Source organism: Bradyrhizobium sp. 23AC (assembly GCF_054863025.1).
Genome location: NZ_JAVAYN010000001.1, coordinates 1,029,113 through 1,055,158 on the forward strand (window position 1 = coordinate 1,029,113; position 26,046 = coordinate 1,055,158).

At 64.5% G+C, this 26,046-nt stretch carries 28 protein-coding genes and 1 tRNA gene; 15 read left to right on the forward strand and 14 right to left on the reverse strand.

Annotated elements, in window-relative coordinates; genetic code table 11:
- Nucleotides 1-26 precede the first annotated feature (26 nt).
- The 5 genes from RAD10_RS04845 (at nucleotide 27) to RAD10_RS04865 (ending at nucleotide 5,089) form a co-directional block, all read left to right on the forward strand.
- A complete protein-coding gene (locus RAD10_RS04845; protein ID WP_271594448.1) occupies nucleotides 27-1,436 on the forward strand; it encodes an adenylate/guanylate cyclase domain-containing protein in 1,410 nt (469 codons plus the stop codon).
- A gap of 294 nt (nucleotides 1,437-1,730) precedes the next feature.
- Nucleotides 1,731-2,219, forward strand: coding sequence for a tellurite resistance TerB family protein (locus RAD10_RS04850; protein ID WP_018318970.1), 489 nt, complete (start codon nucleotides 1,731-1,733; stop codon nucleotides 2,217-2,219).
- 225 nt (nucleotides 2,220-2,444) lie between these two features.
- A complete protein-coding gene (locus RAD10_RS04855) occupies nucleotides 2,445-3,224 on the forward strand; it encodes an SDR family NAD(P)-dependent oxidoreductase (protein ID WP_461616524.1) in 780 nt (259 codons plus the stop codon).
- A 121-nt stretch (nucleotides 3,225-3,345) separates the two neighbouring features.
- On the forward strand, nucleotides 3,346-4,140 hold the full coding sequence (locus RAD10_RS04860; protein ID WP_461616525.1) for a glutamine amidotransferase: 795 nt from the start codon (nucleotides 3,346-3,348) through the stop codon (nucleotides 4,138-4,140).
- Nucleotides 4,141-4,276: 136 nt separating this feature from the next.
- Nucleotides 4,277-5,089, forward strand: coding sequence for an enoyl-CoA hydratase (locus RAD10_RS04865; RefSeq protein ID WP_461616526.1), 813 nt, complete (start codon nucleotides 4,277-4,279; stop codon nucleotides 5,087-5,089).
- A 101-nt stretch (nucleotides 5,090-5,190) separates the two neighbouring features.
- On the opposite strand, the gene RAD10_RS04870 is transcribed toward RAD10_RS04865, so the two are convergent.
- A tRNA-Ala gene (locus RAD10_RS04870) sits at nucleotides 5,191-5,266 on the reverse strand.
- Nucleotides 5,267-5,469: 203 nt separating this feature from the next.
- On the opposite strand from RAD10_RS04870, the gene RAD10_RS04875 reads away from it, so the two are divergent.
- The 3 genes from RAD10_RS04875 to folD are packed head-to-tail and all read left to right on the forward strand — an operon-like array spanning nucleotide 5,470 to nucleotide 7,014.
- Nucleotides 5,470-5,760 carry a YggT family protein gene (locus RAD10_RS04875; protein WP_007598721.1) on the forward strand — a complete coding sequence of 97 codons (291 nt, stop codon included), beginning with the start codon at nucleotides 5,470-5,472 and terminating at the stop codon, nucleotides 5,758-5,760.
- Between the two features lie 14 nt (nucleotides 5,761-5,774).
- Nucleotides 5,775-6,119, forward strand: coding sequence for a DUF167 domain-containing protein (locus RAD10_RS04880; protein WP_461616527.1), 345 nt, complete (start codon nucleotides 5,775-5,777; stop codon nucleotides 6,117-6,119).
- A 10-nt stretch (nucleotides 6,120-6,129) separates the two neighbouring features.
- On the forward strand, nucleotides 6,130-7,014 hold the full coding sequence (folD, locus tag RAD10_RS04885) for a bifunctional methylenetetrahydrofolate dehydrogenase/methenyltetrahydrofolate cyclohydrolase FolD (protein ID WP_461616528.1): 885 nt from the start codon (nucleotides 6,130-6,132) through the stop codon (nucleotides 7,012-7,014).
- A 135-nt stretch (nucleotides 7,015-7,149) separates the two neighbouring features.
- Here folD and ppa read toward each other — a convergent pair whose 3' ends face one another.
- Nucleotides 7,150-7,689 (reverse strand): inorganic diphosphatase, encoded by a 540-nt coding sequence (gene ppa, locus RAD10_RS04890; protein WP_038972974.1) that lies wholly within the window; start codon nucleotides 7,687-7,689, stop codon nucleotides 7,150-7,152.
- A gap of 176 nt (nucleotides 7,690-7,865) precedes the next feature.
- Nucleotides 7,866-8,375, reverse strand: coding sequence for a GNAT family N-acetyltransferase (locus RAD10_RS04895; RefSeq protein ID WP_018318962.1), 510 nt, complete (start codon nucleotides 8,373-8,375; stop codon nucleotides 7,866-7,868).
- 268 nt (nucleotides 8,376-8,643) lie between these two features.
- On the opposite strand from RAD10_RS04895, the gene RAD10_RS04900 reads away from it, so the two are divergent.
- From RAD10_RS04900 to RAD10_RS04915, 4 genes are read left to right on the forward strand one after another with little or no spacing between them, the layout of a single operon-like run.
- Nucleotides 8,644-9,543: a dienelactone hydrolase family protein gene (locus tag RAD10_RS04900; RefSeq protein WP_461616529.1), complete on the forward strand. Its 900-nt coding sequence runs from the start codon at nucleotides 8,644-8,646 to the stop codon at nucleotides 9,541-9,543.
- The gene (locus RAD10_RS04905; protein WP_461616530.1) at nucleotides 9,540-10,007 is read left to right on the forward strand and encodes a DUF2269 family protein; all 468 of its coding nucleotides are present in this window, start codon (nucleotides 9,540-9,542) and stop codon (nucleotides 10,005-10,007) included. Before RAD10_RS04900 ends, RAD10_RS04905 begins: the two co-directional genes overlap by 4 nt.
- Before the next feature lie 8 nt (nucleotides 10,008-10,015).
- Nucleotides 10,016-11,335, forward strand: a complete 1,320-nt coding sequence (locus tag RAD10_RS04910) for an SDR family oxidoreductase (RefSeq protein ID WP_461616531.1) — start codon at nucleotides 10,016-10,018, stop codon at nucleotides 11,333-11,335.
- Nucleotides 11,335-11,742: a thiol-disulfide oxidoreductase DCC family protein gene (locus RAD10_RS04915; RefSeq protein WP_461616532.1), complete on the forward strand. Its 408-nt coding sequence runs from the start codon at nucleotides 11,335-11,337 to the stop codon at nucleotides 11,740-11,742. Before RAD10_RS04910 ends, RAD10_RS04915 begins: the two co-directional genes overlap by 1 nt.
- Before the next feature lie 178 nt (nucleotides 11,743-11,920).
- On the opposite strand, the gene RAD10_RS04920 is transcribed toward RAD10_RS04915, so the two are convergent.
- The 7 genes from RAD10_RS04920 to RAD10_RS04950 form a co-directional block, all read right to left on the reverse strand.
- Entirely contained in the window at nucleotides 11,921-13,168 is a 1,248-nt protein-coding gene (locus RAD10_RS04920) for a flavin monoamine oxidase family protein (RefSeq protein WP_461616533.1), read from the reverse strand.
- Between the two features lie 305 nt (nucleotides 13,169-13,473).
- Nucleotides 13,474-15,300, reverse strand: a complete 1,827-nt coding sequence (typA, locus tag RAD10_RS04925; RefSeq protein ID WP_271594453.1) for a translational GTPase TypA — start codon at nucleotides 15,298-15,300, stop codon at nucleotides 13,474-13,476.
- A 317-nt stretch (nucleotides 15,301-15,617) separates the two neighbouring features.
- Nucleotides 15,618-15,818: a hypothetical protein gene (locus tag RAD10_RS04930; protein ID WP_461616534.1), complete on the reverse strand. Its 201-nt coding sequence runs from the start codon at nucleotides 15,816-15,818 to the stop codon at nucleotides 15,618-15,620.
- Nucleotides 15,815-16,042, reverse strand: coding sequence for a DUF308 domain-containing protein (locus RAD10_RS04935; RefSeq protein ID WP_461616535.1), 228 nt, complete (start codon nucleotides 16,040-16,042; stop codon nucleotides 15,815-15,817). Before RAD10_RS04935 ends, RAD10_RS04930 begins: the two co-directional genes overlap by 4 nt.
- The gene (locus tag RAD10_RS04940) at nucleotides 16,039-17,484 is read right to left on the reverse strand and encodes a radical SAM protein (RefSeq protein ID WP_461616536.1); all 1,446 of its coding nucleotides are present in this window, start codon (nucleotides 17,482-17,484) and stop codon (nucleotides 16,039-16,041) included. Before RAD10_RS04940 ends, RAD10_RS04935 begins: the two co-directional genes overlap by 4 nt.
- Nucleotides 17,465-18,181, reverse strand: a complete 717-nt coding sequence (locus tag RAD10_RS04945) for a prolipoprotein diacylglyceryl transferase (RefSeq protein WP_461616537.1) — start codon at nucleotides 18,179-18,181, stop codon at nucleotides 17,465-17,467. Before RAD10_RS04945 ends, RAD10_RS04940 begins: the two co-directional genes overlap by 20 nt.
- An 81-nt stretch (nucleotides 18,182-18,262) precedes the next feature.
- The gene (locus tag RAD10_RS04950) at nucleotides 18,263-19,027 is read right to left on the reverse strand and encodes a Crp/Fnr family transcriptional regulator (protein WP_461616538.1); all 765 of its coding nucleotides are present in this window, start codon (nucleotides 19,025-19,027) and stop codon (nucleotides 18,263-18,265) included.
- 179 nt (nucleotides 19,028-19,206) lie between these two features.
- Here RAD10_RS04950 and RAD10_RS04955 point away from each other — a divergent pair, with 179 nt between their 5' ends.
- Nucleotides 19,207-19,590, forward strand: coding sequence for a response regulator (locus RAD10_RS04955; RefSeq protein ID WP_026202102.1), 384 nt, complete (start codon nucleotides 19,207-19,209; stop codon nucleotides 19,588-19,590).
- Between the two features lie 3 nt (nucleotides 19,591-19,593).
- Here RAD10_RS04955 and RAD10_RS04960 read toward each other — a convergent pair whose 3' ends face one another.
- Nucleotides 19,594-21,162, reverse strand: coding sequence for an alkaline phosphatase D family protein (locus RAD10_RS04960; RefSeq protein ID WP_461616539.1), 1,569 nt, complete (start codon nucleotides 21,160-21,162; stop codon nucleotides 19,594-19,596).
- A 182-nt stretch (nucleotides 21,163-21,344) separates the two neighbouring features.
- Nucleotides 21,345-22,790 carry a TAXI family TRAP transporter solute-binding subunit gene (locus RAD10_RS04965; protein WP_028139291.1) on the reverse strand — a complete coding sequence of 482 codons (1,446 nt, stop codon included), beginning with the start codon at nucleotides 22,788-22,790 and terminating at the stop codon, nucleotides 21,345-21,347.
- Between the two features lie 148 nt (nucleotides 22,791-22,938).
- Between RAD10_RS04965 and RAD10_RS04970 the strand changes: the two genes are divergently transcribed.
- Nucleotides 22,939-23,235 (forward strand): 4a-hydroxytetrahydrobiopterin dehydratase, encoded by a 297-nt coding sequence (locus RAD10_RS04970; protein WP_283814509.1) that lies wholly within the window; start codon nucleotides 22,939-22,941, stop codon nucleotides 23,233-23,235.
- A gap of 99 nt (nucleotides 23,236-23,334) precedes the next feature.
- Complete coding sequence (locus RAD10_RS04975) at nucleotides 23,335-23,730, forward strand: YkvA family protein (protein WP_092261474.1); 396 nt, start codon at nucleotides 23,335-23,337, stop codon at nucleotides 23,728-23,730.
- Between the two features lie 160 nt (nucleotides 23,731-23,890).
- Here RAD10_RS04975 and RAD10_RS04980 read toward each other — a convergent pair whose 3' ends face one another.
- Both RAD10_RS04980 and RAD10_RS04985 read right to left on the reverse strand, forming a co-directional pair.
- Nucleotides 23,891-25,054 (reverse strand): TAXI family TRAP transporter solute-binding subunit, encoded by a 1,164-nt coding sequence (locus tag RAD10_RS04980; protein ID WP_461616540.1) that lies wholly within the window; start codon nucleotides 25,052-25,054, stop codon nucleotides 23,891-23,893.
- Nucleotides 25,055-25,072: 18 nt separating this feature from the next.
- Entirely contained in the window at nucleotides 25,073-25,933 is an 861-nt protein-coding gene (locus RAD10_RS04985; protein ID WP_461616541.1) for a hypothetical protein, read from the reverse strand.
- Between the last annotated feature and the right edge of the window lie 113 nt (nucleotides 25,934-26,046).

The window sequence follows — 26,046 nt, forward strand, 5'->3', positions numbered from 1 at the left end:
CGTGATTCAACCAGCAGAGTCCCGCGATGAGCGACATCCAGGCCCAGTTCTCCGTTCTCAAGCAGACCGCCGACACGAAGGTGGTCGATGCGATTGCGCGTCTGATTGAGGACGGCGAGGATCACGAGCTCAATCGCGTCAATGTCCTCGACTTTGCCACGCAGCATGCCGTTGACGAAGAGCACGCGATCTCCGCGTTCCTGCACGCAGCACGGCTCGGGCTGTTCGATCTCGGCTGGAACGTGCTGTGTCCAGGCTGCGGCGGCGTGCTCGGTGCGCACACGACGTTGAAGGCGCTCAAGCCCGACGACTATCACTGCGCGCTCTGCGCCTGCGGCTACAAGGCCTCCGTCGACGATCAGGTCGAAGTGTCCTTCACCGTCAATCCGCGCGTCCGGCGCATCGCGGCGCACGACCCCGACACGCTGCCGGTGTGGGAGTATTTCAAGCAGGTGTTCTGGAGCTCCGGCGTCGACTTCAACAAGGAATCGTTTGCGACGCTGGCGAACGAGGTGACGCTGGATACGATGGAGTTGCCGGCCGGTGAGAAGGCGACCATGTCGCTGCAGCTGCCTGGTGACTTCGTCATCATCTTCGAGCCGGTCACGCACGCCGCCCATTTCATCGACGTCCAGGGCGAGCCGACCAGGGACCGTCAGCAGCTCGCCATCATGTACAACAAGGTGCAGGCCCCGACGGGGACCACGACCATGCGGCCGGGTCCGCTGCGGCTGTCGCTGGAGAACCAGGCCGGCGTGCGCGTGCTGCCATCGGTGTTCATCGCGGCCGAGGCGCTCCATCATCTGATCGGCAAGCGCAAGCCGTTCCTCACCGCCAAGCGGATGCTGTCGAACCAGACCTTTCGCGATGTCTTCAAGGCGGACAATCTCAGTCTGGACCAGCGGCTCCAGATCACGTCGCTGACCTTCCTGTTCACCGATCTGAAGGGCTCGACCGCGCTCTACGAGCGCGTCGGCGACCTCGCCGCCTTCGATCTCGTGCGCGCGCATTTCCATGCGCTGCTCGAGATCATCTCCTCCGAGAAGGGCGCGGTGGTGAAGACGATCGGCGATGCCGTGATGGCGACCTTCGTCCGCCCCGAGCATGCCATCGTCGCGGGCCTGCGGATGCGCGCGGCGATGGACCAGCTCAACAAGCGGCGCGGCACTGATGATCTCATCGTCAAGATCGGCATCCATGAAGGTCCCTGCCTCGCGGTGATGCTCAACGAGCGGCAGGATTATTTTGGCCAAACGGTCAACATCGCCGCCCGCGTGCAGAGCCTGTCGACCGCGCAGGAGATCCACATCACCGGCCCGGTGCTCGATGCGCCCGCGGTCGCCGAGGTGCTGGAGCAGCGCGCGATCAAGCCGATCCAGAAACAGGCGGCGCTGCGCGGCATCGCCGACAAGATGGTGGTGTACGAGATTCCCTGACGGAATTCCGCTGTCGTCCCTGCGAAAGCAGGGACCCATACCGCGTGATTTCTGGAATGGGCGGGATGGTCGTTGAGTCTTCGTCAATCCACAGGCTGTGGTTATGGGTCCCGGCGTTCGCCGGGACGACACCGAAGGACTCGGCTCGCTACTCGCGTCCGACTCGCTGCGGCCATATTGCCGAAACGTAATGCAGCGCGCGGAACTGACGCACGTTGCGCCGGTTGAGTTTCCTGCTCATATAATGCTGGTAACGGTCGCGTCTCGCGGCTGTATCGATTTCGGTAGGATCTTATGCTCGACGGCTTGCGCCAATTCATCGCCGACATTGTCGCCCCCAATGACCAGAACCGCACGTTCGGTGACAGCGATTATCGGTTGGCGGCCACCGCGCTGCTGGTCCACGTAATCTCGCTCGACGGCCAGCCGAGCGCGGCCGAGCAGCGCAAGCTGCACAGCCTGATCGAAAGCCATTTTAAGCTCGATCGCGGCACTGCGGATCGTCTGATCGCGGACGCCACCCAGGTCGAGGGCGAGGCGGTGGACCTCTATCACTTCACCAGCGTCATCATGCGCTCGCTCGACGAAGAGGGCCGCAAGCGCATCGTCCGGATGATGTGGGAGCTGGTCTATGCCGACGGTCAGGTCTCCGAATTCGAAGACAACGTCGTCTGGCGCGCCTCCGACCTGCTCGGGATTTCCCAGCGCGACCGGATCGACCTGAAGCATACGGTGGCCGAGCGCGCCGGTGGTCAGGTGACGGACAGCGCCGTCGGCGGCTGATCCGCGCAAACCGGTGGATGGCCGGTTGTGGGGATCACATGACGAAACTTTAATGTAGCTGCCCGCCGTCCGGCTTCGGATTCGTCCGTAAAAACCCGGCTTTCCCGCTCCTCCTGTCGTCCGCTCAGGCGGCCATGCGGCCGACGCCGCTTGCCTGTCGCGCACGGCTTATGCTCTCGTTCCGTCATTGCGGGGCCAAAAACTTCAATTCAAGAGACTTCGATCGTGGCTGAGCGGGTAACGTTGATCACCGGTGCTTCGGCGGGCATAGGTGCGGAGCTGGCGCGCGTGTTCGCTGCCAATGGACATCGCCTCGCTTTGACAGCGCGGCGCGCGGATCGATTGGAGGCGCTCGCCAACGAGCTCGCCGCCAAGGGCGGCAAGAAGCCGATCGTGATCGCCTGCGATCTCGAGGACCTCGACGCCGGCGAGACGATCGCGGCGGCGCTGGCTGCCGAAGGCGTCGAGCTCGACCACCTCGTCAACAATGCCGGCTTCGGCGTGTTCGGCGATGCCATCGAGCGCGATCGCGACGAGCAGATCGGGATTGTCGACGTCAACGTGCGGGCTCTGACCGATTTGTCGCTGCGCTTCGCCGATCAACTCATCAGGAACAAGGGCGGTCTTCTCAATGTCGGCTCGGTCGCGGGCTTCCTGCCCGGCCCCGGCATGGCCGTCTATTATGCGTCCAAGGCCTACGTGATTTCCTTCACCGAAGCGCTGCGGGCCGAGCTCGCGCCGCGCGGCGTTCGCGTCACCGTGCTTTGCCCGGGTCCCGTGCCCACCGAATTCCAGGCGCGCGCCGGCGTCGGCTCCGGACATGATACGGCCCTGCTCAATGTCTCGGCCACCGATGTCGCGCAGGAAGCCTATCGTGGCCTGATGGCCAACAAACGGGCAGTGCTGCCTGGTCTCGGCATCAAGATTGTGCCATTTGCGCTGCGCTTCTTCCCGCGGGGCTTCATCCTGGCCGCCACCAGCCGGTTCCAGAGGCAGAGGCATTAGCTCTCGAAGCTCCCGTATTGGCCCGGGGCTTGCTTCGGTTTCGTTGTGTGCGCGAACTCACACGAAATTAACGATCGCTTAGTTATGCTGGCGGTCTGAACCGATAGCACTCGCAGAGGCCATGTCGTTCCGGACGAACAGGTTTGGTGGCGCAGAGGCGGTGCCCTTCCCGAGAAGGACGCCAAGTGCCGTCGCCTCCGAAACCCAGTTGCCGGTTCTGATCATCCTGCACCAGGAATCCTCGACGCCGGGCCGTGTCGGCAATGCGCTGCGTGCGCTCGGCCATCGCCTCGACATCCGCCGTCCCCGCTTCGGCGATCCCCTGCCCGAGACGCTCGATCAGCATGCCGGCGCCGTGGTCTTCGGCGGTCCGATGAGCGCCAATGATTCCGACGACTATATTCGCCGCGAGATCGACTGGATCGAAATTCCGCTGCGCGAGCAGCGGCCATTCCTCGGCATCTGCCTTGGTGCCCAGATGCTGGCGATGCAGCTCGGCGCCCGCGTCGCGCCGCATGCCGATGCGCTGACCCAGATCGGCTACTACCCGATCCGGCCCACAGCCGCGGGCCACGCCCTCTGCCCGGCCTGGCCGGCCCAGGTCTATCACTGGCATCGCGAGGGATTCGAGCTGCCTGTCGGCGCAGAGCTGCTTGCAGAAGGCGACGATTTTCCGGTGCAGGCGTTCCGCACCGGCAATGCCTTCGGCGTGCAGTTTCATCCTGACGTGACCTACGCGATGATGCATCGCTGGACCACGCGCGGCTATGACGGCTTCAGCGCGCCCGGTGCGCGGCAGCGACATCATCATTTCGCCGATCGTGCCGTATACGATGTCGCGGAGCGCGCCTGGCTCGACCATTTCATCGACGGCTGGCTGGCGCGCCGGCCGGTTCTGGCGCAAGCCGCCGAGTGATCCGCGCGTTCGCGCGAAGTCCTTGGCGCAGGTCCTTCGCACAGGTCCTTGGCGCAAGTCTCTGCCTCTTTCCTGGATATGCTAGGCTCGCCGCCAACGAGCGCGCGAACGCGCCGGCAGACAAAGGGAGAGCGTCATGGCCTACGAGCACATTCTCTATGAGGTGAGCGACAAGATCGCGACCGTCACGCTCAACCGTCCCGATCGCATGAATGCGTGGACGCCGATCATGGAGCGCGACGTGCGCCATGCGATGGAAGCATCAAGCGCCGATGACGATGTCCGCGTCATCATCCTCACCGGCGCGGGCCGCGCCTTCTGTGCCGGCGCCGACATGGATGCGCTGAAGGGGCTCGACCCCGACGACGTCCGGCGCGCGTCGAACCTGCCGCCGTTCGACATGAACCGGCGTCCGGACTGGCAGACGCGCTACGGGTTCTATCCGTCGATCAAGAAGCCAGTGATCGCCATGCTCAACGGCGCCACGGCCGGCATCGGGCTGGTGCACGCGCTCTATTGCGACCTGCGCTTTGCCGCCGACAATACGGTGTTCACGACGGCCTTCGCGCGGCGCGGCCTGATTGCCGAGCACGGCATCAGCTGGATGCTGCCGCGCATCGTCGGCCACGCCAACGCGATGGATCTGCTGCTCTCGGCGAGGCGCGTTTCAAGTGACGAGGCGTTGCGGATCGGCCTCGTGAACCGACTCTGCTCGCCTGAGAAGCTCCGCGAGGAGACCTATGCCTATGCGCGCGATCTCGCCGATTTCGTCTCGCCGAGTGCGATGGCCGTGATCAAGCGCCAGCTCTACGAGGTGCCGTTCCAGACGCTGGCCGAGGCAACGATCGAAGCCAACCGGGAGATGATGGTGGCGCTCGCCGGCAGCGATTTCCGGGAAGGCGTGGCGAGCTTCATGGAAAAGCGGCCACCGAGGTTTAAGGGGAGGTAGGGGGAGCTTGGAAAAGTCCGTCTTCGCCCTGCGGGCTACGCCGCGGCAGCCTTCGCCACGAAAGGGCTTGCCGAGCCGAAGCTGGCGAAGCCAGCGAAGGCTGGTGGAGCCAGGCGGGATCGAACCGCCGACCTCGTCATTGCGAACGACGCGCTCTCCCAGCTGAGCTATGGCCCCTTTGCTGGCCGCTCTGGTAAATGCGGCCGACAACCGGGCGCCATTTAAGTCCCCGCCAAGGTCAAGTCAAGGACGGGTGCAAGGCGGTTTTAGCCATTCGGGGCGCCGACTTCCCTTGTTTGGGCGGGGGGGAACCGATATCTAGCAAAAGGCGTCAATCCCGACCGCAGCCAACGTTTTCAAAGCCAGAGGCTTCAAAAGCCATGCGTGCCGTTCTCGACATCGTCATCATCGTGCTCGACCTCTACGTCTGGCTGCTGATCGCCTCCGCGATCCTGTCCTGGCTGATCGCCTTCAACGTCGTGAACACCCGCAACCAGTTCGTGTCGGCGGTGGCAGAGTTCCTGTACCGGATCACCGAGCCGGTGCTGGCACCGATTCGCAACTTCCTGCCCAGTCTCGGCGGTCTCGACATCTCGCCGATCATCCTGATCCTGCTCATCATGTTCATCGAGCGGGTGATCCTGTACTACATCTACCCGAACGTGATCTGAGCGGGCTGGAGCCCTTGGTTGCCAACAAAGCTTGTAAGGAACCCTGGCGTTACTCGGCCGCAGGAATCAGCATCGCGATGCGGGTGACGCCGCGCGGCGGTCGCGACGGCATCGACGGAATCGAGCAGCTGGCCGACGGCCGCAGCGTGCTCAAGGTGCGGGTGCGCGCCATCGCCGATGGCGGCGAGGCCAACAAGGCCGTTTTGGTCCTGCTGGCGAAATCGCTGGGCGTCCCCAAGGCTGGCGTAAAGCTCCTGTCCGGAGCCACCTCGCGGCTGAAGCAGATCGCGGTCGACGGCGATCCGGCACGGCTCGGCGAAGCCCTGCGCCAGCTCGTCTCGGCCCAATCGAAAGACTGAGGGAACTGACATGACCGCCAAGATTATCGATGGAAAAGTCATCGCCGCGGAACTTCGGGCCCGCGTCGCCGAGGAGGTCGCCCGCGTCAAGCGTGAGCACAATCTGGTGCCGGGACTGGCGGTCGTGCTTGTCGGCAGCGACCCCGCCAGCGAGGTTTATGTCCGCTCCAAGCACACCCAGACCCAAGGCGCCGGCATGGCCTCGTTCGAGCACAAGCTGCCAGCCGACGTCTCGCAGGCAGATCTCCTGGCGCTGGTCGCAAAGCTCAACCGCGATCCGGCCGTGCACGGCATTCTGGTGCAGCTGCCGCTGCCGAAGGGACTGAACACCGAAGCCGTCGTCAACGCCATCGACCCCGCCAAGGACGTCGACGGGCTGCATCCGAACAATGCCGGCCGGCTCGCCGGCGGTTTCGAGGCGCTGTCGCCCTGCACGCCGCTCGGCTGCATCATCCTGACCAAGAGCGTGCATGCCTCGCTGGAAGGCATGAACGCCATCGTCATCGGCCGCTCCAATCTCGTTGGCCGGCCGCTGGTGCAATTGCTGCTGAACGAGAACGCCACGGTGACGATCGCGCATTCGCGCTCGCGCGACCTGCGCGGGCTCGTGAAGCAGGCCGACCTCGTCTATGCCGCGGTCGGAAGACCTGAGATGGTGCGTGGCGACTGGCTGAAGCCGGGTGCGACCGTGATCGACGTTGGCATCAACCGCATCCCCAAAGAAGACGGCAAGACGCGCCTCGTCGGCGACGTCGCCTATCAGGAAGCGCTTGGGGTCGCCGGCGCGATTACGCCGGTGCCGGGCGGCGTTGGCCAGATGACCGTGGCGTGCCTGCTGGTCAACACGCTACGTGCGGCCTGCGCGATCGCCGAGCTACCGAAGCCGGCGGTGTAGGTCGGGTTCTCGTGCCCCGGACGCAGCGCAGCGCTTCTTCAGCGGTGCGCTGCTGAGCCAGGGCCCAGTGACGACATGGGTCCCGGCTCAGCGTCGCGTCATTTCATGCCGCGCCGCGTCCGGGACCCGGATGCTTCAGCCCTTCTTCTTCTTCTTCTCGCGATCCATGCCCTCGAGGATCAGCTTGTGCGCGTCCTCCGGGCCGCCCCAGCGCAGGATCTTCACCCATTTGCCCTTCTCGAGATCCTTGTAATGCTCGAAGAAGTGCTGGATCTGCTGCAGCGTGATGTCGGGGAGGTCGGAGTACGACTTCACCTTGTCGTAGCGCTGCGTCAGCTTCGACGACGGCACCGCCAGAATCTTCTCGTCGCCGCCGGCTTCGTCTTCCATGAACAGCACGCCGACCGGGCGCACGCTCATGACGGCGCCGGGAATGATGGCGCGGGTGTTGATGATCAGGACGTCGCAGGGGTCGCCGTCATCCGACAAGGTGTGCGGGATGAAGCCGTAGTTACCGGGGTAACGCATCGGCGTGTAGAGGAAGCGGTCGACCACCAGCGTGCCGGCTTCCTTGTCCATCTCGTATTTGATCGGTTCGCCGCCCACGGGGACTTCGATGAGGACGTTGACTTCGTGAGGCACGTTCTTCCCGATCGAGATCGCATCGATACGCATTCAAGGCTCCGTTATTGCCGAGGATAAATCGCGCCCGGCAGCGATTTGGCGCTGTCATACGCGGGCTTGGCCCGCTGATCCATCGCGTTTTTGTGAAATAATGAATCCGGAAGTCACCGGCTCAAAGGCAACGGTATCGACGGAAGGGAAACGCTGCCGCTAGAGCTTTCAGCAGCTCAATTGGTCCAAGCGAAGGCAACCTTGTCGAGCGACTTCGGCCCGAACCGCTCCGAGGAGCGCGCCACCATACGGCCCCCCAGCGCCCGGTAGAACTCGGTCGCCGGGTCGTTGTCCGAGAGCGCCCACACCACCATGCTCTTCAGCCCGCTCTGCATCAGGTCGCGGCGGGCGGAGGCGAACAGGCGGCGGCCGAAGCCGAGGCCCTGGAATTCGGGGCGCAGGTAAAGCTCGTAGATCTCGCCGTCGAAATGCAGGCTGCGAGCCCGGTTGCGGCCGTAATTGGCGTAGCCCGCGATCTTGTCGCCGAACACCAGCACGCTGACGCGGCTGCCCTTGCGTATCGCGCTGTCCCACCATTGCGGGCCGCGGCGGTTGATGAGCTTTTCCAGCTCGGCGCCGGGAATGATGCCCTGATAGGCGGAGCGCCAGGCTTCGTCATGCGTCGACGCCACCGCAGTTGCATCTGCAGCTTTGGCCGGCCGGACCTCGATCAGGGTTGTGCTCATGGGCGCAATCAAACCAAGTCGCCGCGCCGGCGGCAAGACCTATCGTTAATTATCGGTTAACGTGTGGACTTTGTGCATCAGTATCTGAACTATGTTGTACCGAAAAAAGACAGGACGCCGACTCGAATGGCACCGACGTGCCGTGTGTCGGTGCAAAACTCCCTCTGCGGCACCGAATGAAGGGCGAAGGGCCACGCAGAAAGTCCGCCCATAGTGATTCGTTCCTACTAGTGTGGCTGTCGCTGTTCGTGCTCGCTCTCGGCCATTCATGCGGCTTCTCAACATCTTCGCGCTTCTGACTCTGCTGGCCTTGCTGACAGCGCCGCCTCTGTGCGCTCAGGTCACGTTTGGCCCATCGGGCGAGGAGGGCGAACCGTTTCGCCGACAAGAGTGGCGGGTGCCGTCGCCGGATACCGACATTGCTGCGCGTGCCTTGCTGTTTCGCCCCGCCGGCGCAGGTCCGTTCCGGCTGGCGGTCGTCGCGCACGCCTCGACGCAGAATGGCTTGCGTCGAGCGCAAATGCCGCAGCCGGAATATCGTCCGCTCGCCGCCTATCTCGTCGCGCGCGGTTTTGCCGTTCTGGTGCCGGAGCGGCTGGGCCATGGCGCGACCGGCGGCCGCTATGTCGAGGACCAGGGTGGCTGCGATGAGGCCGACTATGCGCGTTCGGGCCGTGCAACGGCCGAGGAAATCCGGCTCGCGCTGGAGTTCTTGCGAAAGCAGGATTTTATCCGCAAGGACGCCGCCATCGTCATCGGCCATTCCGCCGGCGGCTGGGGTGCACTGGCGCTCGCCGATGCCGATCCGAAGGCGATCGCCGCGATCACAGTGCTTGCGCCGGGGCGCGGCGGCCATGCCAATGATGAGCCGAACCGGATCTGCGCGCCGCACACGCTGCTTGCCACTGCTGCAGAGTTCGGCAAGGGCGCGCGCATCCCTGTCACATGGCTCGTTGCGACCAATGACAGCTATTTTGCGCCGGCGTTTTCAAAGGGCCTGGCCGACGCGTTTCGCGGCAGCGGCGGCAAGATCGACTTCCACACCTTGCCGGCCGTCGGCAGCGAGGGGCACTGGATGATCGAGAGTGAGGCCGGCGTCAAAGCCGCGAGCCGGGAGCTCGTGGGAGCGCTGAACCAGGGCAAGCCGACAGCGACCAAGAAGCCATGACGCTGTATTTCCTGGTCAAATATCTCCATGTGCTCGGTGCCATCGTCATCCTTGGCACCGGAACCGGCATCGCCTTCTTCATGCTGATGGCGCATCGCACCGACGATGCGGAGTTCATCGCGCGCACCGCTTCGGTCGTCGTCATCGCGGACGCAATCTTCACACTGTCGGCCGTGCTCCTCCAGCCGGTTACGGGCGGCTTGCTGATGATGCTCTCGGCGACGCCGATCACCGAGCGCTGGCTGCTCGCCTCGCTCGTGTTGTATGCCGTCGCCGGCCTGTTCTGGATCCCTGTCGTGTTCATGCAGATCGAGATGCGCGATCTCGCGCGAAAGGCCGCGGAGCAGCACAAGGCGTTGCCACAACGATACTTCGTCCTGTTTCGCCGCTGGTTCGCGTTCGGCTTCCCCGGTTTCGGCGCGACGATGCTGATCCTCTGGCTGATGGTTGCAAAGCCGTTTTGAGAGCAGTGATGAACCAGCGAACCATCCTGGTGCTCGGCGCCTCCGGCCTGATCGGCCGCTTCGTTACTGACGATCTTCGCACGCGTGGCTTTCGCGCGCTTGGCGTGGCGCGCAGCCTGTCGCCGGCGCAGAAGACGAGCGCGCTCGACATCGAGCTGCCGATCCTCTCGCTCGACGTGACGGTGCTGACGCGGCTGTTGCGCGAGAATGCGGTGGATGTCGTCGTAAACTGTCTCGGCGTGCTCCAGGACGGCCCCGGCAGCGACACAGGTGCCGTGCATCGCGATTTCGTCGCGCGCCTGCTTGCGGCGATCACCGACAGCGGCCGCGCGATCCGGCTGGTGCACATCTCGATCCCCGGAGCGGCCGAAGCCGATCGCACCGCCTTCGCAACGACCAAGCGCGAGGCCGAGCGCCTGATCGCGGCCTCAGGCATTGCGCACGCCATCCTGCGGCCCGGCTTCGTAATCGCACCGTCCGCCTATGGCGGCAGCGCCATGCTCCGCGCGCTCGCTGCCTTCCCACTCAACCTGCCGGACAAGGCGATGGCGACGTCGTTCCAGCCCGTAGCCATCGAGGATATTTCGGCCACCATCGCCTGGCTTGCCGCGCGCGACATCGACGATGCCTCTGTAAAAGCCGTGAGCTGGGATCTGATGCAGGCTGAGCCGGTCACCATGGCCGGCGTCATCAGGCAGTTCCGCCTTGCGTTCGGCACGGCCGGGTGGCCGCATGTCGCGATGCCGTCCTTCATGCTCGATCTCGGCGCCAAGATCGGCGATCTCGCCAATTATCTCGGTTGGATGCCGCCGATGCGCTCCACGGCCATCGCCGAGCTGCGCCGCGGCGTGCGAGGTGATCCCTCGGCATGGAGCGCAGCCACGGGCATCACGCCGAAGACGCTGGTCGAGACGATTGGTCGTCATCCCGCGACCGTTCAGGACAAATGGTTCGCGCGGCTATTCCTGGTCAAGGCGCTGATCTTCGCCAGCCTGGTCGCGTTCTGGCTGATCTCCGGCTTCATCGCGTTGTTCGTGTCCTATCGCGCCGCCGCCGGCATTTTGACGGCGCACGACTTCCCGGCCGCGCTGGTCGATCCCATCACCATCGGCACCAGCCTGATGGACATGAGCATTGGCGCGATGATTGCCTTCCGCCGCACCGCGGCGACCGGGCTCGTTGCTGGCATCGTCGCCTCGCTCGGCTATATGTTCGGCGCGGCGGTCCTGACGCCCGATCTCTGGATCGAACCGCTCGGCGCGCTGGTGAAGACGGGGCCGGCGATCGTGCTGATGTTGGTGGCGCTCTTGACGCTGGATAATCGCTGATGACCAAATGGCCCGACGACGATGTGATCCTGTACGACGGCGTCTGCGTCTTCTGCTCGCGCTGGGTCCGCTTCGTCGCGCAGCGCGACACGGCGAAGCGGTTTCGCTTCACGCCGATCCAGTCGGACTATGGCGCCCGGCTCGCGCAGACGTTCGGAATCGACCCCGACGATCCCGACACCAATGCAGTTGTCCATGGCGGCGAGGTGTTCATGAAATCCGACGCTGCACTGACCGTGTTGTCGCAGCTTCCGGGCTGGAGCTGGGTGCGCGTGCTGTTCGCCGTGCCAAAGCCGCTGCGGGACCCCGTGTACAGCCTCATCGCGCGCAATCGCTATCGCATCTTCGGCAAGTATGACGCGTGCTTCGTGCCCGATGCTGATCTGCGGGCGCGAGTGATCGAGTGACGCGACAGCGGCACCACAAGATTGGTGTCGTCCCGGCGAACGCCGGGACCCATAACCACAGGACGGAGTTTGGCGAAGACTGGAAGTTAGGGTCAATCCGCGGTACGCGCACCACGCGTGACTGAAAGATCACGCGGTATGGGTCCCGGCGTTCGCCGGGACGACATTGGTGGGGAGGTTAGCGCTTCCCGATTGCCGCCAGCACTTCCGTCGCCGCCCGTTCCCCGCTGTCCCGCGCCCCATGCGCAGTCGTGAAGAAGGCTGGCGACGTCGCCTCGCCCGCAAAAAACAGCCGGCCAACTACCGGCGCGGCCAGCACGGCGCGATCGCCGGCGTGGCCGGGCAGCGCATGCGAATAGGAGCCTCGCGCGAACGGATCATGCGCCCAGCGCGACTCGGCGAGCGGCTTCAGCTTGCGGCGGATGTCGTTGCCGAGGAAGCCGGCGATCTCGTCGATGCTGTGGGCGGCGATGGCGCCGTCGCCGGCATCTTCCAGCGCGCGCGCGAAGCTGCCGCCGAAGAAGCCTTCGATGCAGGGCTGGCCGAACGGGCGGATGTGGTAGGTGCCCATCGCGGTGCGCATGGTGGCGCCGCGTAAGTTTGCTTCCTTGGGGAAGGCTTCGGCGTCCTCCAGCGCGAGCGTCACCTTGTCGTCGACGCCGAGCGGCAGGCCGGCTGCTGCGTCGACCTTGGACGGTAACGGCGGTGAAAAGCGGATCGTCTCATCGGCGATCAGGTTGGTCGGCACGGTGACGATCACCTTGTCCGCGGTCAGCGTGCCCTGCGAGGTTTCGAGGCGGATGCGTCGGCCTGAATGATCGATCAGCGCGACGTTGCAGTTCAACGCCACCGGGCAGGGCGCGCCATAGGCCGCAACGAGCGCGCCATAGCCGCGGCGGACGCGCCAGTTGAGACCAGAGTCCTCATAGGCGTCCCAGTCGAGCGTCGACATGTCCTTGAGTTCGCAGCCGTTGATGTAGGTCGAGATCGCGTCGATCATGGGATTCCAGCGATTGCCCGCCTCGAGGCTCCGACTCGCAGGCTCATCCTTGCCCTTTTGCGCGGCCTGCCAAAGGCGCTCATAGAACCCGTCCATCGCGCGCATGAAATCGTCGCGCTCGCCTTGCGGAAACGCGTTGCCATAGGCGCGCTCGCGCCAGGGCGGCAGGTCCTTGTTGAGCTCGAAACCGAGCTGCTGCGCGATGGCGACGAAGGAGTTCTTGTCCGCCGAATGCAGCCAGCCGCAGCCGACGTCGAAGGTCACGTCAGGTGATGCCTGTACGGTCCAGGCGCGGCCGCCGAGCCTGTTCCGCGCCTCCAGCACGATCGCTGCGAGGCCGGAGCCCGCCAGCGCATGTGCCGCGCCGAGGCCGGCTGCACCGGCGCCGATGATCGCGACGTCCACGGAGGAGGGGAGGGAGGTCATGGGCGGGCTCTAGCACGTTCGCTGGGTGTGCTGAAGCCGGCTAGGTTGTGCAGCTCTCGTGTCCCGGACGCGCTGCAGCGCGCTTGCGCTGCTGCGCAGAGCCGGGACCCAAGGTGATGGGTGAGTGATGAGAGTGTCTGGGCCCCGGCTCAGCAGCGCACCGCTGAAGAAGCGCTGCGCTGCGTCCGGGGCACGCGACAGCTTCGTAGGATGGGCAAAGGCGCTCTTGCGCCGTGCCCACCATCGTCCATTGGTGGGCACGCTTGCGCTTTGCCCACCCTACGGCACTACGGAGAACGGTGGCCTTACGCCACCGCTTCCTTGGCCTTCTCCGCGCGCTTGCGCTCGTTCGGGTCGAGATGCTTCTTGCGCAGGCGGATCGACTTCGGGGTGACCTCGACGAGCTCGTCGTCCTCGATATAGGCGAGCGCCTTTTCCAGGGTCATGCGGATCGGCGGGGTCAGGCGCACGGCTTCGTCCTTCGAGGTCGTGCGGATGTTGGTGAGCTGCTTGCCCTTGAGCACGTTGATCTCGAGATCGTTGTCGCGGGTGTGCTCGCCGACGATCATGCCCTTGTAGACCTTCCAGCCCGGCTCGATCATCATCGGGCCGCGGTCTTCCAGCTTGAACATGGCGTAGGCCACCGCGTCGCCCTGGTCGTTGGAGATCAGGACGCCGTTGCGGCGGCCCTGGATCTCGCCCTTGTACGGGGCGTAGCCGTGGAACAGCCGGTTCATGATCGCGGTGCCGCGGGTGTCGGTGAGCAGCTCGCCCTGATAGCCGATCAGGCCACGGGTCGGCGCGTAGAACACCAGGCGCTGACGATTGCCGCCCGAGGGCTTCATCTCGATCAGCTCGGACTTGCGCTCGCTCATCTTCTGCACGACGACGCCGGAGTGCTCCTCGTCGACGTCGATCACGACTTCCTCGATCGGCTCCAGGGTGGCGCCGGTGGCTTCGTCCTTCTGGAACACGACGCGCGGGCGCGACACCGAAAGCTCAAAGCCCTCGCGGCGCATGGTCTCGATCAGGATCGCGAGCTGCAATTCGCCGCGGCCCGAGACTTCCATCGCGTCCTTGTCGGAGGCTTCGACGACGCGCAGCGCGACATTGCCTTCGGCCTCGCGCAACAGACGGTCGCGGATCATGCGGCTCGTCACCTTGTCGCCTTCAGTGCCGGCGAGCGGGGAGTTGTTGACGATGAACGACATCGACACGGTCGGCGGATCGATCGGCTGCGCCGGCAGCGGCACTTCGACGGTCGGATCGCAGAAGGTGTCGGCGACGGTGCCCTTGGTCAGGCCGGCAATGGCGACGATGTCGCCGGCTTCGGCTTCATCGAGCGGCGTGCGCTCGAGGCCGCGGAACGCCAGGATCTTGGTGATGCGCCCGGATTCGACCAGCTTGCCCTCGGCGTTGAGCACCTTGACCTGCTGGTTCGGCTTGAGGATGCCGGAGGAGATGCGGCCGGTGATGATGCGGCCGAGATAGGGGTTGGCCTCGAGAATGGTGCCGATCATCCTGAACGGACCTTCCTCGACCTTCGGCGGCGCGACGTGGCGCAGGATCAGGTCGAACAGCGGCTCCATGCCCTTGTCCTTCGGACCCTCCGGGCTGTCGGCCATCCAGCCCTGCTTGGCCGACCCGTACAGGATCGGGAAGTCGAGCTGCTCCTCGCTGGCGTCGAGCGCGGCGAACAGGTCGAACACCTCGTTGATGACCTCGGTCGGGCGCGCGTCGGGGCGGTCGACCTTGTTGATGACGACGATCGGCTTGAGGCCGACCTTGAGCGCCTTGGAGACCACGAACTTGGTCTGCGGCAGCGGGCCTTCAGCGGCGTCCACCAGCACCAGGGCGCCGTCCACCATGTTCAGGATGCGCTCGACCTCACCGCCGAAATCGGCGTGGCCGGGGGTGTCGACGATGTTGATGCGGGTGTCTTTCCACTGCACCGAGGCCGCCTTGGCCAGGATGGTGATGCCGCGCTCGCGCTCCAGATCGTTGGAGTCCATGGCGCGATCGGTCACCTTCTGGTTCTCGCGGAACGTGCCGGACTGCTGGAGGAGTTTGTCGACCAGGGTCGTCTTGCCGTGGTCGACGTGAGCGATGATGGCGACGTTACGGAGGTTCATGAGTGAGCTTCTTTGGTTCGAACAATGGGTTAAGCGCGATCTCGCCGGTCGGACCGGGACCTCTTCTCGAAACAACGCTGGAAGACTGGAAACGGGGCGCTTTCCGCCCAAAAAGGAAGCCCGGCCATATCGACCGGGCAGCCTACGCGTTGCGGCGCAATATATGCAAAAACCGCCAAAAAACAATGCGTTCTTTGGGCCTTGGTTGACTGAATTTTGCCCGGGAATTCCCGGGGCTTAGCTGCCGTTCCGGGCCGGCGGGGCCTTTCGCCCCATGATGGCCGCCCAGATCAGGACGACGCCTCCGATGCCGATGACTAGTCCCAAAAACACCAGCGACGCGATGTCGGAGGGGATCTGGCCACCCTCGACCACCGACATTCGCCGAACAGGAGCGCGCAGAGCCCCGGCAGCAGCATGAAGATGCCGGCGATCGCCATCAGCGCGGTCAGGCAGCCGCTGCGCTGTTGCTGGTTCTGCGGAGGCACTGCCGGTGGGTTGGGGCTGGAATCGCTCATGGTCTCTTTCTCGCGGCCCGGATCAGCATCACGCCGGCAAATGCCACCAGCAGTGCGAGGACGAGGATGGGGGTAAAGCGGGTGTCGAAGTGGGACGACTGGGTCTGGTCGAAGGCAAAGATCAGAGCGCAGATGCCGGGCAGCAGCAGGATCACCCCGAACATCACCATCAACGCGGTGACAAGTCCGCTTCGCGACGGTGGAGGTGAAGGCGTCTCGCTCAACGAGGCATCTCCTCGCGCTGCGTGGTTTCCCGATAAGTGTCGCCGCGCAGCGCCGCGCGAATGCCGTCGATCTTGCCGTTGCGGTAGAACAGATTGTAGGTGTCGAACGGAATGATCGCGCCTTGCTCCGTCACGAAATGGATGCAGCTGCGTTTGACGTTGCCGATGCAGAAATTGAAGCGATCGAGAAACTGCACGATGGTGACGCGGAAGACGTTCTCGTAAGAGAGCCCTTCCGGCACCTGAAAGCTCGGCAGGCAGCACAACAGCTCGCAGACGCGCTCGGAGGTGTTGAGCGGCCCCGACGATAGCGAGAACAGATCAACGAATTTTTCCCGGAGCACCGGATATTTCTCCGGGCTGATGGTGTTGGGCATCACGGCGACGAGCTGCTCCTGCGGGATCAGCGAGGTCAGCGGCAGCACCCTCTCGCCATTGCGCAGGCCATAGCCGATCGAGATGCTTTCGGGGTTGCAGGGCAGCGGGATCATGTCCTTGTCGCCGAACACGCCGGTCTCGATCACGTGCTTGCGGATCTCCGACAGCATGATGCGGTCGGTTTTCTCATCGAAATTCTCGTTGCGGCCGGCGTCCTGCACCGGCTGCAGCGTGACGCCGCGCACGCATGTCCAGGTCAGGGCGTGGCGGACGATGTCGCCGATCTCGGAATCATTGACGCCGCGCTTGATGGTCGCGACCAGAGTGGTCGACACGCCAAAATGCTCGAGATTCTCCAGCGCCTGCTGGCGGATCTTTCGCAAATCCGCGCCGCGCAGGTCGATCAGCGCATCGCGCTGCAGCGAATCGAACTGGAGATAGACCTCCAGCCCGCGCCTGTTCTCGGCGAGCCGCGCCACGAAATCCTTTTCGCGGGCGATGCGCAGGCCGTTGGTGTTGATCATGACGTGACGGATCGGGCGGGCGCGGACCGCGTCCAGGATCTCGAAGAAATCAGGATGCAGCGTCGGCTCACCGCCGGAGATCTGCACGAGATCGGGTTCGCCCTCGCTTGCGACCAGCGCGTCCAGCATCTTCTCGATCGTCGCGAGCGGCGTGAATTTCGTTCGTGCCGGCGAGGATTCCGCAAAGCAGACCGGGCAGGTGAGGTTGCAGTGCTCGGTGATCTCGATCAGCGCCAGGCAGGAATGCTGCTCGTGGTCGGAACAGAGACCGCAATCATAGGGACAGCCGAATTCCGTGCGCTGCTGGAATTGCAGCGGCCGGTCGCCGGGCTTGATGAAATCCTTGCACAGGCGCCAATAGGCGGCATCCGTCGACACCAGCGTCGACTGGACGCCATGCTCCTTGCAGCGCTTTTCGTACCAGACCTCGTTGTCCAGGATCTGGATCTTGGTCGGCACCAGCTTCAGGCAGGTCTCGCAAAGAGATTGGGTCTGGCCCCAGAAAATATAGGGACGCGACTTACGCAACGGCGCGTTCATGCATGGGTCTCGCTTTGGGCGCCGTCGCCAGCATGACGCCGGCGTAGAGCAAAATGGACAGCGACAGCAGGTGAAACAGGGTGAAGGGACCGATCAGCGTGCCGTAGGGCTTGAGGAATTCCCACACGAAGCGTTGCGCTCCATAATAGACGAGAACCAGGTAGAAACCATTGGTGATCACAAAGGCGTTCCGGTTCACGACGGCCAGCACATAGAGCAGCGCGAATACGGCCATGGCCGCGCTCTCGTAGAGCTGCACGGGATGGCGCAGGATGCCGTCGCCGAAATCATGGGCCCATGGCAGCGTCGTCGGCGTGCCATAGGTGAAATCGTCGAGGCCCGCGAAGTAGCAGCCGAGCCGGCCGATCGCGATGCCGAGCGCCAGCGGCAGCGCAAAACGGGCACCGGTTCGCGCGGCGATCCCCGCGGACCATTTGTAGAGCTCGATCGCGACGATGCCGCCGGCCAGCGCGCCCTCGACCGAGCGCGCAATGCCGCTCTCGCCCGACAGCCACAGATTGGCGGAGCCGAACAGGTAGGCCCCGAGGCCCGCGCCGAACACCAGCGCGGCGATATAGGGCAGCTCGAAGGATTGCGCCGGAAACTGCAGGCGCTGTCGCGACAGCCAGTAGACGGCCGCCGCCGCCGCCAGCCAGGCTGCAATGTCGAAGAGGGTATGAAGCAAAGCCCCGCTCATGCGGGGGATATTAGCCCAGGTTCCGGCCGTGCGGGATAGTGCGCCTGCTCGTTCTCCACGCCGGGGAAGCGAGGCGGATCGCTAGCCGGCCTCCCGCTCCTCGGTTGGATAGACGCCGCGCAGCACCTCTTCGAAATGCATTTTCACCGCGTCGTTGCACAGGCAGGCGCGAAGCCTCAGGCCGTCGCGGTTGCGAACCAGGATCGATCCGCGCCTGGTATCGAGAATCCGTTCCGCCTTGAACGACTGAAGCACGCGGCTGGCATAGCTGCGGCCAACGCCGAGCAGCGTCGCAAGCTGTTCGTGGGTCAGCGGCACGCTATTCTCGTCGCCGGTGCGCTCCATCGCCGCCAAGATCCATTTGGCGGTCCGCTGTTCGATCGAATGGATCGCATTGCAGGCGGTCGACTGGAAGATCTGCGCCAGCATGCAATCGGCGTAGCGGGCAAAGATGTTGCGCAGCGACGCCGAGCGCAGCTTGGCCGCTTCCAGCTTGGCGACATGAACGCGCGCAAACGGGCCGCCGAATTTCACGCAGATCCGGGTATAGGCCGGCAGGAATCCCTCGCTGACGATGCCGCCCACCGCGCCTTCGCGACCGACCAGGATGGTCTCGACGTCTCGGCCATCCTCGTTGGGCACGAGAAAGGTTGCGAGGGCCGGTCCGCAGGGGAAGTGGACGACCTGGACATCGTCACCGGGGCTGTAGAGCAGCTGGCTGGCGGCGGAGTTTTCGACGGTCACGTGCGGTGCGAGCAGGGCGTAGTCTGCCTGGCTCAAACGCCGCAACAGATTGTTGGCCGGACGGCTCTCGACCTCGGTCATCTTGCTGATACGCGCATCCATCGTGAACTCCCATCCTCCTCCCCATCTTAACGAGTTCCGTGCATTCCCTGTGTGCACAAGTGGACAGACTGGAGAACGGCAATGTGGTGGGTTTCGTTCCAGGAACCCTCCGGTGCGCTGTGCGCAGGCATCGTGTCGCGGCAGTCCTGATCCGAACCCCCGACACACAAGATGCGATCATGACACCCGCACTTTCCAATGGCTCAAGCTGGCCGGCCGACGTTCTGATCGTCGAGGACGATCCGATCATCGCCATCGATTTCGAGGACCGTCTGCTCGGGTTTGGAGTGCCGGGCGTGCGGACCGTCGGGTCGGTGACGCAGGCGCTCGGCGCCATCGCTAACCGTGCGCCCGATTTCGCGCTGCTCGACGTCGAGTTGATCCGCGAGACGAGCTTTGCAGTCGCGGAGCGGCTGGCTGCGCTGAAGATCCCGTTCGTCTTCGTTACCGGCTATGGCGCCGAGGCGCGCATTCCGCCTGAATTCTCCGGCCAGCCGCGGTTGCAGAAGCCGTGCTCGAGCGACGCGCTGGAGGCGGCGCTCAAGGTGCGCGCTCTCGATTAGCGATCAGGCCTGCTTCGGATCGAGCGTGGTCGACCACAGCGCGACGTCGGCGCGGTCGCGCAAGGTCACCGTCATCTGGCCCGAGGCACCGTCGATCTTGACGTGACCGAAGAACTGCATGCCGGCGGAGGGCGGCAGGTTCTGGCTGTCCTTGCCCGGCGCCTTGACGAAGCGCACCTCGGGTCCAAAGGTGTTGTCGAGCGCGTTCGGACCGAACGTGCCGGCATGCAGCGGGCCCGACACGAACTCCCAGAACGGCTCGAACTCCTGGAATTGCGCCTTGTTCGGATCGTAATAATGCGCGGCGGCGTAGTGCACGTCCGCCGTCAGCCACACCGTGTTGCTGATCGGCGCCATCTTGATGAAGCGCAGGATGTCGGCGATCTCGAACTCGCGGCCGCGCACCGGGCCGTCACCCTGCGCGATCGCTTCCGAGCCGTCACCCTGCGCGATCGCTTCCGAGCCGCCCTTCGGCGTGTCCGCGACGACGAGGCTGAGCGGCATGTCGGAGGCGATCACCTTCCAGGTCGCGCGGGAATTGAGCAGGCCGCGCTTGAGCCAGGTGATCTGGTGCGGGCCGAGGAAGTAGCTGGCGGGGCCGTAAGCGGTTTCGAGATTGGGGCCGTTCGGACCGCGATAGCTGCGCTCGTCGAGCACGAACACGTCGAGATGCGGGCCGTAGGAGATCTGGCGATAGACCCGCCCCGGCTCAACGATGCTCTCGCGCATCGGATACATCTCGTGGAAGGCGCGGCCCGCGCGGGCGGCGAGCAAGGCGATGTCGCGCTCCTTGTAGGCGGCCGGCAATTCCTTCGACAGCGACCAGTTGTTGGTCACCTCATGGTCGTCCCATTGCACGAAGATCGGCACCTCGGCATTGAAGGCGCGGAGGTTTTCGTCAGTGAAATTGTATTTGTGCGCGGCGCGGTACTCGTCCAGCGTCTCGGCGGCCTTGGCCTTCTCGGGGATGGTGACGTTCTTCCAGATCTTGCCGTCGGCGAGCTTCACCTCGGATACAATCGGGCCATCGGCATAGATGGTGTCGCCCGAATGCAGGAAGAAATCCGGACGGTGCTTGCGCATCGCCGAGAAGGTGAACATGCCCCCGTCGTCGGGATTGATGCCCCAGCCCTGGCCGGCGACGTCTCCGCCCCAGACGAAGCTGACGTCGCGGCGGTCGGCCGGCGCGGTGCGGAAGCGGCCGACCACCGGCTCGCCCTCGATGGCGCTGTGGGAGAGATCGCGGAAGCGGACGCGGTAAAAGATGTCCTGGCCGCCCGGCAGGCTGTCGATCAGCATCTTTGCGGTGAAGTCGCTCTCGGGGAGCGCTGCGATCGGCGGCAGCGCGCGGGCATCCCTGAATGACTCCGTCGTCGCCACCTCGACCAGCATCTGCGCGGGCCGATCGGTGCGCGCCCACACCACGCCGCCACTGGCTGTGACGTCGCCCGACTGCACGCCATGAGTGACCATCGGCCGGTCCGCGGCGCGCGAGAGATAGGGCATCGCCATCGTGCCGAGCGCACCGGCGCCGGTGGCGAGGAAGCGGCGGCGGGAGAATTTGATGTTCATGGGACGGGTTCGCTGGCTAGCTGTCTTGCGCTGTCATTCCGGGGCGCGCGAAGCGCGAATCCGGAATCTTGAGCATTCCCGGTGCGCAATTGCGCACCTGCGGTCTGGTCCTTCGGACCATGCCGGAATGACCGTGTGAGCTATATTGAGACAATGTGACGCAGCGATAACGCGCGCGAGCGTTACGCGTTGCCGGCGGCCCTGAACTGCGCGCCAGCGCGTTGCAGGTTCTGCGGCAGGCTGAACAGCACCGCCTTGCGGTCGGCGACGGCGGCGTGGAACTGATCCAGCGCGATGTTGAAGGCGGTGAGCGCGGCTTCCTCGATCGCGCCGTGATCGAAGCAGCGCAGCGTGTCGCGCAGGATCTCGTCAGCCTCGGTCTGCATCTGGTCGAGCTCTTCGGTCGTCTCGCATCTGCGTGCGGCCGCGATCATGTCGAGCAGCCGTTCGCGCTGATGGTTGTTGTTGTCGCGCTCGTCCTTCTTCAGATAGCCGGCGAACCAGGCGCCGATCGAGCCCATGGCGGACAACGCCATCAGGCTCCACCAGATGTAATCGCTGTATTTGTCGAGGAAGGTCTTTTCCTCGCCGTCGACGAAGGCGGCAGCGCCCGGATGCACCGGGATCACCGCATCCTTGTCGGTGTCGGGCGTTTCGATCTTCGCCGCCAGCGGGAATTCCGTCACCAGTTGCTGGCGCACGGCGAAGAGCTGGCGCGTGAACGCTGCGATGGTGGTTTCGGACACGCCTTTGCGCGCCACCACGTGGTGCGAGAAGCTGATGGTCTTGACCTCGTCATCCGGGCGGGCGGGCGAGCCGCCATAGGTGCCGGCGGGAATCTCGGACGCTTCGTAGACCGGATGGTTCTGCGCGATCGCATCCGCGGACTCGATCGCGAGGAAGCTGGGCGCGCCGAAATCCTTGGTGGAGGCGGCGATCGCATCCGCCGTGATCTTGCTGTTGACCGGGCCGGCGGCGAGATAGACGTCGGCCTTCTGGGCCTTGATCGCTTCGGCGACCTCGTTGGCCGGGAATTGCACGATCTCGACCTTGGCGGGATCGACGTTGTATTGCTGGAGGATCACCTTGAGCAGATTGACGTTGGCCTGGGTGCGGCCGACCACGCCGACGCGATGGCCGGCGAGCTGCGAGATCTTGGTGATCTTCGCGCCCCGCTTCTTGCCTTTGCCCGGTACGGACCACAGCACCACGACGTTCTTGCGCAGGGTCGCGACCGCTTGCGCGTTTTTGGGCACGTCGAGGTCGCCGCGCACAATGGCGAGATCGACCTTGCCTTCCGCAAGCGCATTGGCGCTGGCGGTGGCGCCGTCGGTCTGGATCGGTCGCAGCCGCACCTGACCCTTGCTCTGCGTGAAGGCCTGCGTCAGCGCCTGCACGACCTTGACGTCGTCGCTGTTGGCGGGACCGACCGCGATCTTCAACGTCACGGGCCGCATGGCGAAGTAGTAGCCGCCGACGAGCGCGCCGATGATCGCAAGCACGAGCGCAAGAGACACGAGCGCGGTCTTCCGCGCCGCAGATCGCGGCGAAGGCGGAGAGGGCGTTTCGGCCAGGTCCAATCCCCCGGTCATCGATCTCCCAAACAGGCGCTTCAGGCTCAGTTTCATCTTGGCCGGCGATTTACGCCCGCAATTGTAGCAAATTTCTTGTGCGGCGGGGTTACATCTCCGTCATGGTTAGCGGATGGCGGAAATCCCCGTATGAACCCGGGCGTCAGCGGGGTGTTAGGGTAAAGTTCCCCTGAAGGACGGAGACATGACAATGGCAGATCGGCTTTCGGCGGAGGCGCGCCGGCAGGCGCTGGGCGGACTACCCGGTTGGAGCGAGGTTCAGGGCCGGGATGCCATCGGCAAAACCTTTATCTTCAAGGATTTCAACGAGGCGTTCGGCTTCATGACCCGCGCTGCGCTGGCCGCCGAGAAGATGGATCACCACCCCGAATGGCGCAACGTCTACAAGACGGTGGAGGTGGTGCTGTCGACCCACGACGCCGGCGGCGTCACGGCGCTCGACGTCGCGCTGGCCAAGACGATGAACGCGATCGCAGGCTGAGACCGGCCGACGTCTTGCAGCGATCGGCCACATCCCCATCTTGTGATCAGCCGGGATCGGCGATCCGCCACCCGGGGCCGAACGGGGAGTTTGTCGAAGATGGCTGCCGAACACAGCGTCGGTTTCGAGCCGGCCGATCGGCTCGCGGAAGATCGTGAGAGCGTGCGCCGCCGCTTCTGGCGCAAGCTGAAGCGTGTCGCCGCGCAGCTGCCGTTCGCGGAAGACCTGCTTGCTGCTTATTACTGCGCGTTCGACCGGCAGACCCCGCGCCACGTCCAGGCCGCGCTGCTCGGTGCGATCGCCTATTTCATCCTGCCGTTCGATTTCGTCGCCGACGTGATGCCGGTCCTCGGCTTCGCCGACGACGCCGCGGTGCTCGCCACCGCCATCCGCATGGTTTCCGGCCACATCACGAATGAGCATCGCGAAGCCGCGCGCGCTGTGCTGAAGCGCGGGGTGGGTGAGGAGGGCGATGCGGACGTGGAAGCGGCGTAGTCAACGCGGACTCAACCACACATTCCGCTGTCATGCCCCGGCTTGACCGGGGCATCCAGTACGCCCCGGCCTCTCGATCGATAACGACTGTCTCTGGGATACTGGATCGCCCGGTCAAGCCGGGCGATGACACTGAGTGTGTGGCGACGAAACGCGCTCGCTACTTCTTCCCCGCCTCCGCCCGCGCCTTCTCCGCGTCCCATGCCTGGAATTGCTTGAACAGCTTTTCCCTGTCCGCGTCGGAGACGTTTGCGGCCGTGGGGCTCTGCTTCAGGAACGCCTCGAATCGTTGCCGGGTCACCGGCTCGACGCCGTGCTTATCGAGCCATTGCTGCGCCACCGGCAATCTGTTCCAACCCGACAGGGGTGCCGCGAGCGAGACCTCCTTCCATTTGGGATGGAAAGGCGGGCTCTGGAGCGCGGGGAATTTGGTGAAGAACGCGTCCACGAACAGCGCGAGCTTGCGATAGCGTTCGGTGTTGGGCGCCCAACTATAGGCCGCGAGCACCGCCGGCACCGCGATGGTGTCCACGCTCTCGCCCTCCTTGATCAGGTTCGGATAGTCCTTGGTCGTCAGCGTCGCCGGTAGATAGTCGCTCTGGAGCGGCTTTGCATAGTCGACCTTGGCAAGATGAAAGCGGCCGTCATTGTTGAAGGTCGAGACCGATTTGTAGGGCTTGCCGCCGACCACGATGACGGCGTCGATCTCGCCGGCCTTCAATTTCTCCATCGCGATGCGCTGCTCGACATAGACGAAGTTCGCCTTGATCCCGAGCCGCTCGAACACCGTGAGCGCGGTGACGAAGGTGCCGCCATTGGGCAGGTCGACGCTGACCTTCTTGCCTTCGAGGTCTTTCAATGTCGCGATCGATTTCGGCGCGATCACCTGCATCTCTTCGTTGTAGAGCTTTGTCACATAGGTGAACTGCTTCTTGATGTCCTTGGCAAAACCCTTGCGCTCGAGATAGTCGAGCGTGTCGGCCCGCACGATGCCGAGATCGACGCCTTGCAGGAACAGGATGTCGGCAACGCTCTGCACCGAGCCGCGGCCGACGATCGGCAGCACGCGGATCTTGTTGCCGTCGTCGAGCACCGAGGCGAGGTCGGCGCCGAACTGCACATAGGTGCCGCCGATCGTGCCGGTGATCAGCGTGACGGTGTTGGCATTCAGCGCCTGCTTGGTCGAGGTCGAGCCGAACTGGAAGATGGCCTTCAGGCCGTCCGAGACCTTGGCCGGATCATATTCGGTCTGCTCGGCGCCGCTGGCGGTGGAGGCATAGATCGTCATGATGGCGGCAAGTGCCATTCCAAAAGCGTTACGCATGATGTCCTCTGAAGAGTTCTAGTTCTGAAACCGGACGAGGCGCTGGCGCGCCTCCGCCGATCCGAGTGATGCAGCCCGCTGGTACCAGTCACGAGCGGCGGATGCGTCGGCAATGACACTTCGCGCATCGCTGGTGCCGAGCACCGTGGGATCATAGGTCTGCGCCAGCAGAAGCGCGGCCGTTGCATCTTGCGCATTGGCCGCGCGTTCGAGCAGCAGCCGCGCTGCGGCGATGTCACCGATCCTCAACAGGCTTTTCGCGCGCGTCATCAACCCTGCCAGCGTGTCGGCGTCGAGCGTCCTGACCGGCTCAGGCGGTGCAGGCTGTGCCGCGACGGGCTCCGGTGCCTGCACTGGTCCTTGCACTGGTCCTTGCGCTTGCAGCGCAACCTGATAGGCGGTCGCTATCGCTTCGCGGCTTGGCGCCAGCGGTGCAGGGGTATCCCGTAAGTCGGCGCTCGCCAGCGTCGTGTCGGACACGCGGGCCGGATCCTTGAGCGGGGTCTGCGGTGTCGCCGGCGCATTGGCCGACGCCATGGCCATGTCCGGCGCGAGCCCCACCCAGCTACCGGCATTGGCGGTGAAGAAGCCGCGAAAGTCGGATTGATACAGGACGGCCAGAACTGCCAGGGTGGACGCTGCCAGAACAGCCGCGAGAACACGCGGCACAATTCTGGAACGCAACTCCACCGGCGTATATTCGCTTGGGTCCGGCGCGCCGAGCGGATCGGACAGGAACAGTGGAATCGGATCGTCCTGCGAAAGATCGGCCCGTGCGGCGCGCGCACGGACAAAGGACGCGGTCGGCGGATGTGATGCGGCTCGATTGAAGTCGAGCGCACTCGACTCCTTCGACGGGCGGTACGCCGTCGTCTCCATGGTGATGCTCCCCATTACTACGCAACGCAGGGGCATTCCCGGCTTCAGTCTTTTTATTGTTGTCCAGACGTACCCCGCAAACTGGAGCCGATAAATCGCCGTCTGAATCAGAC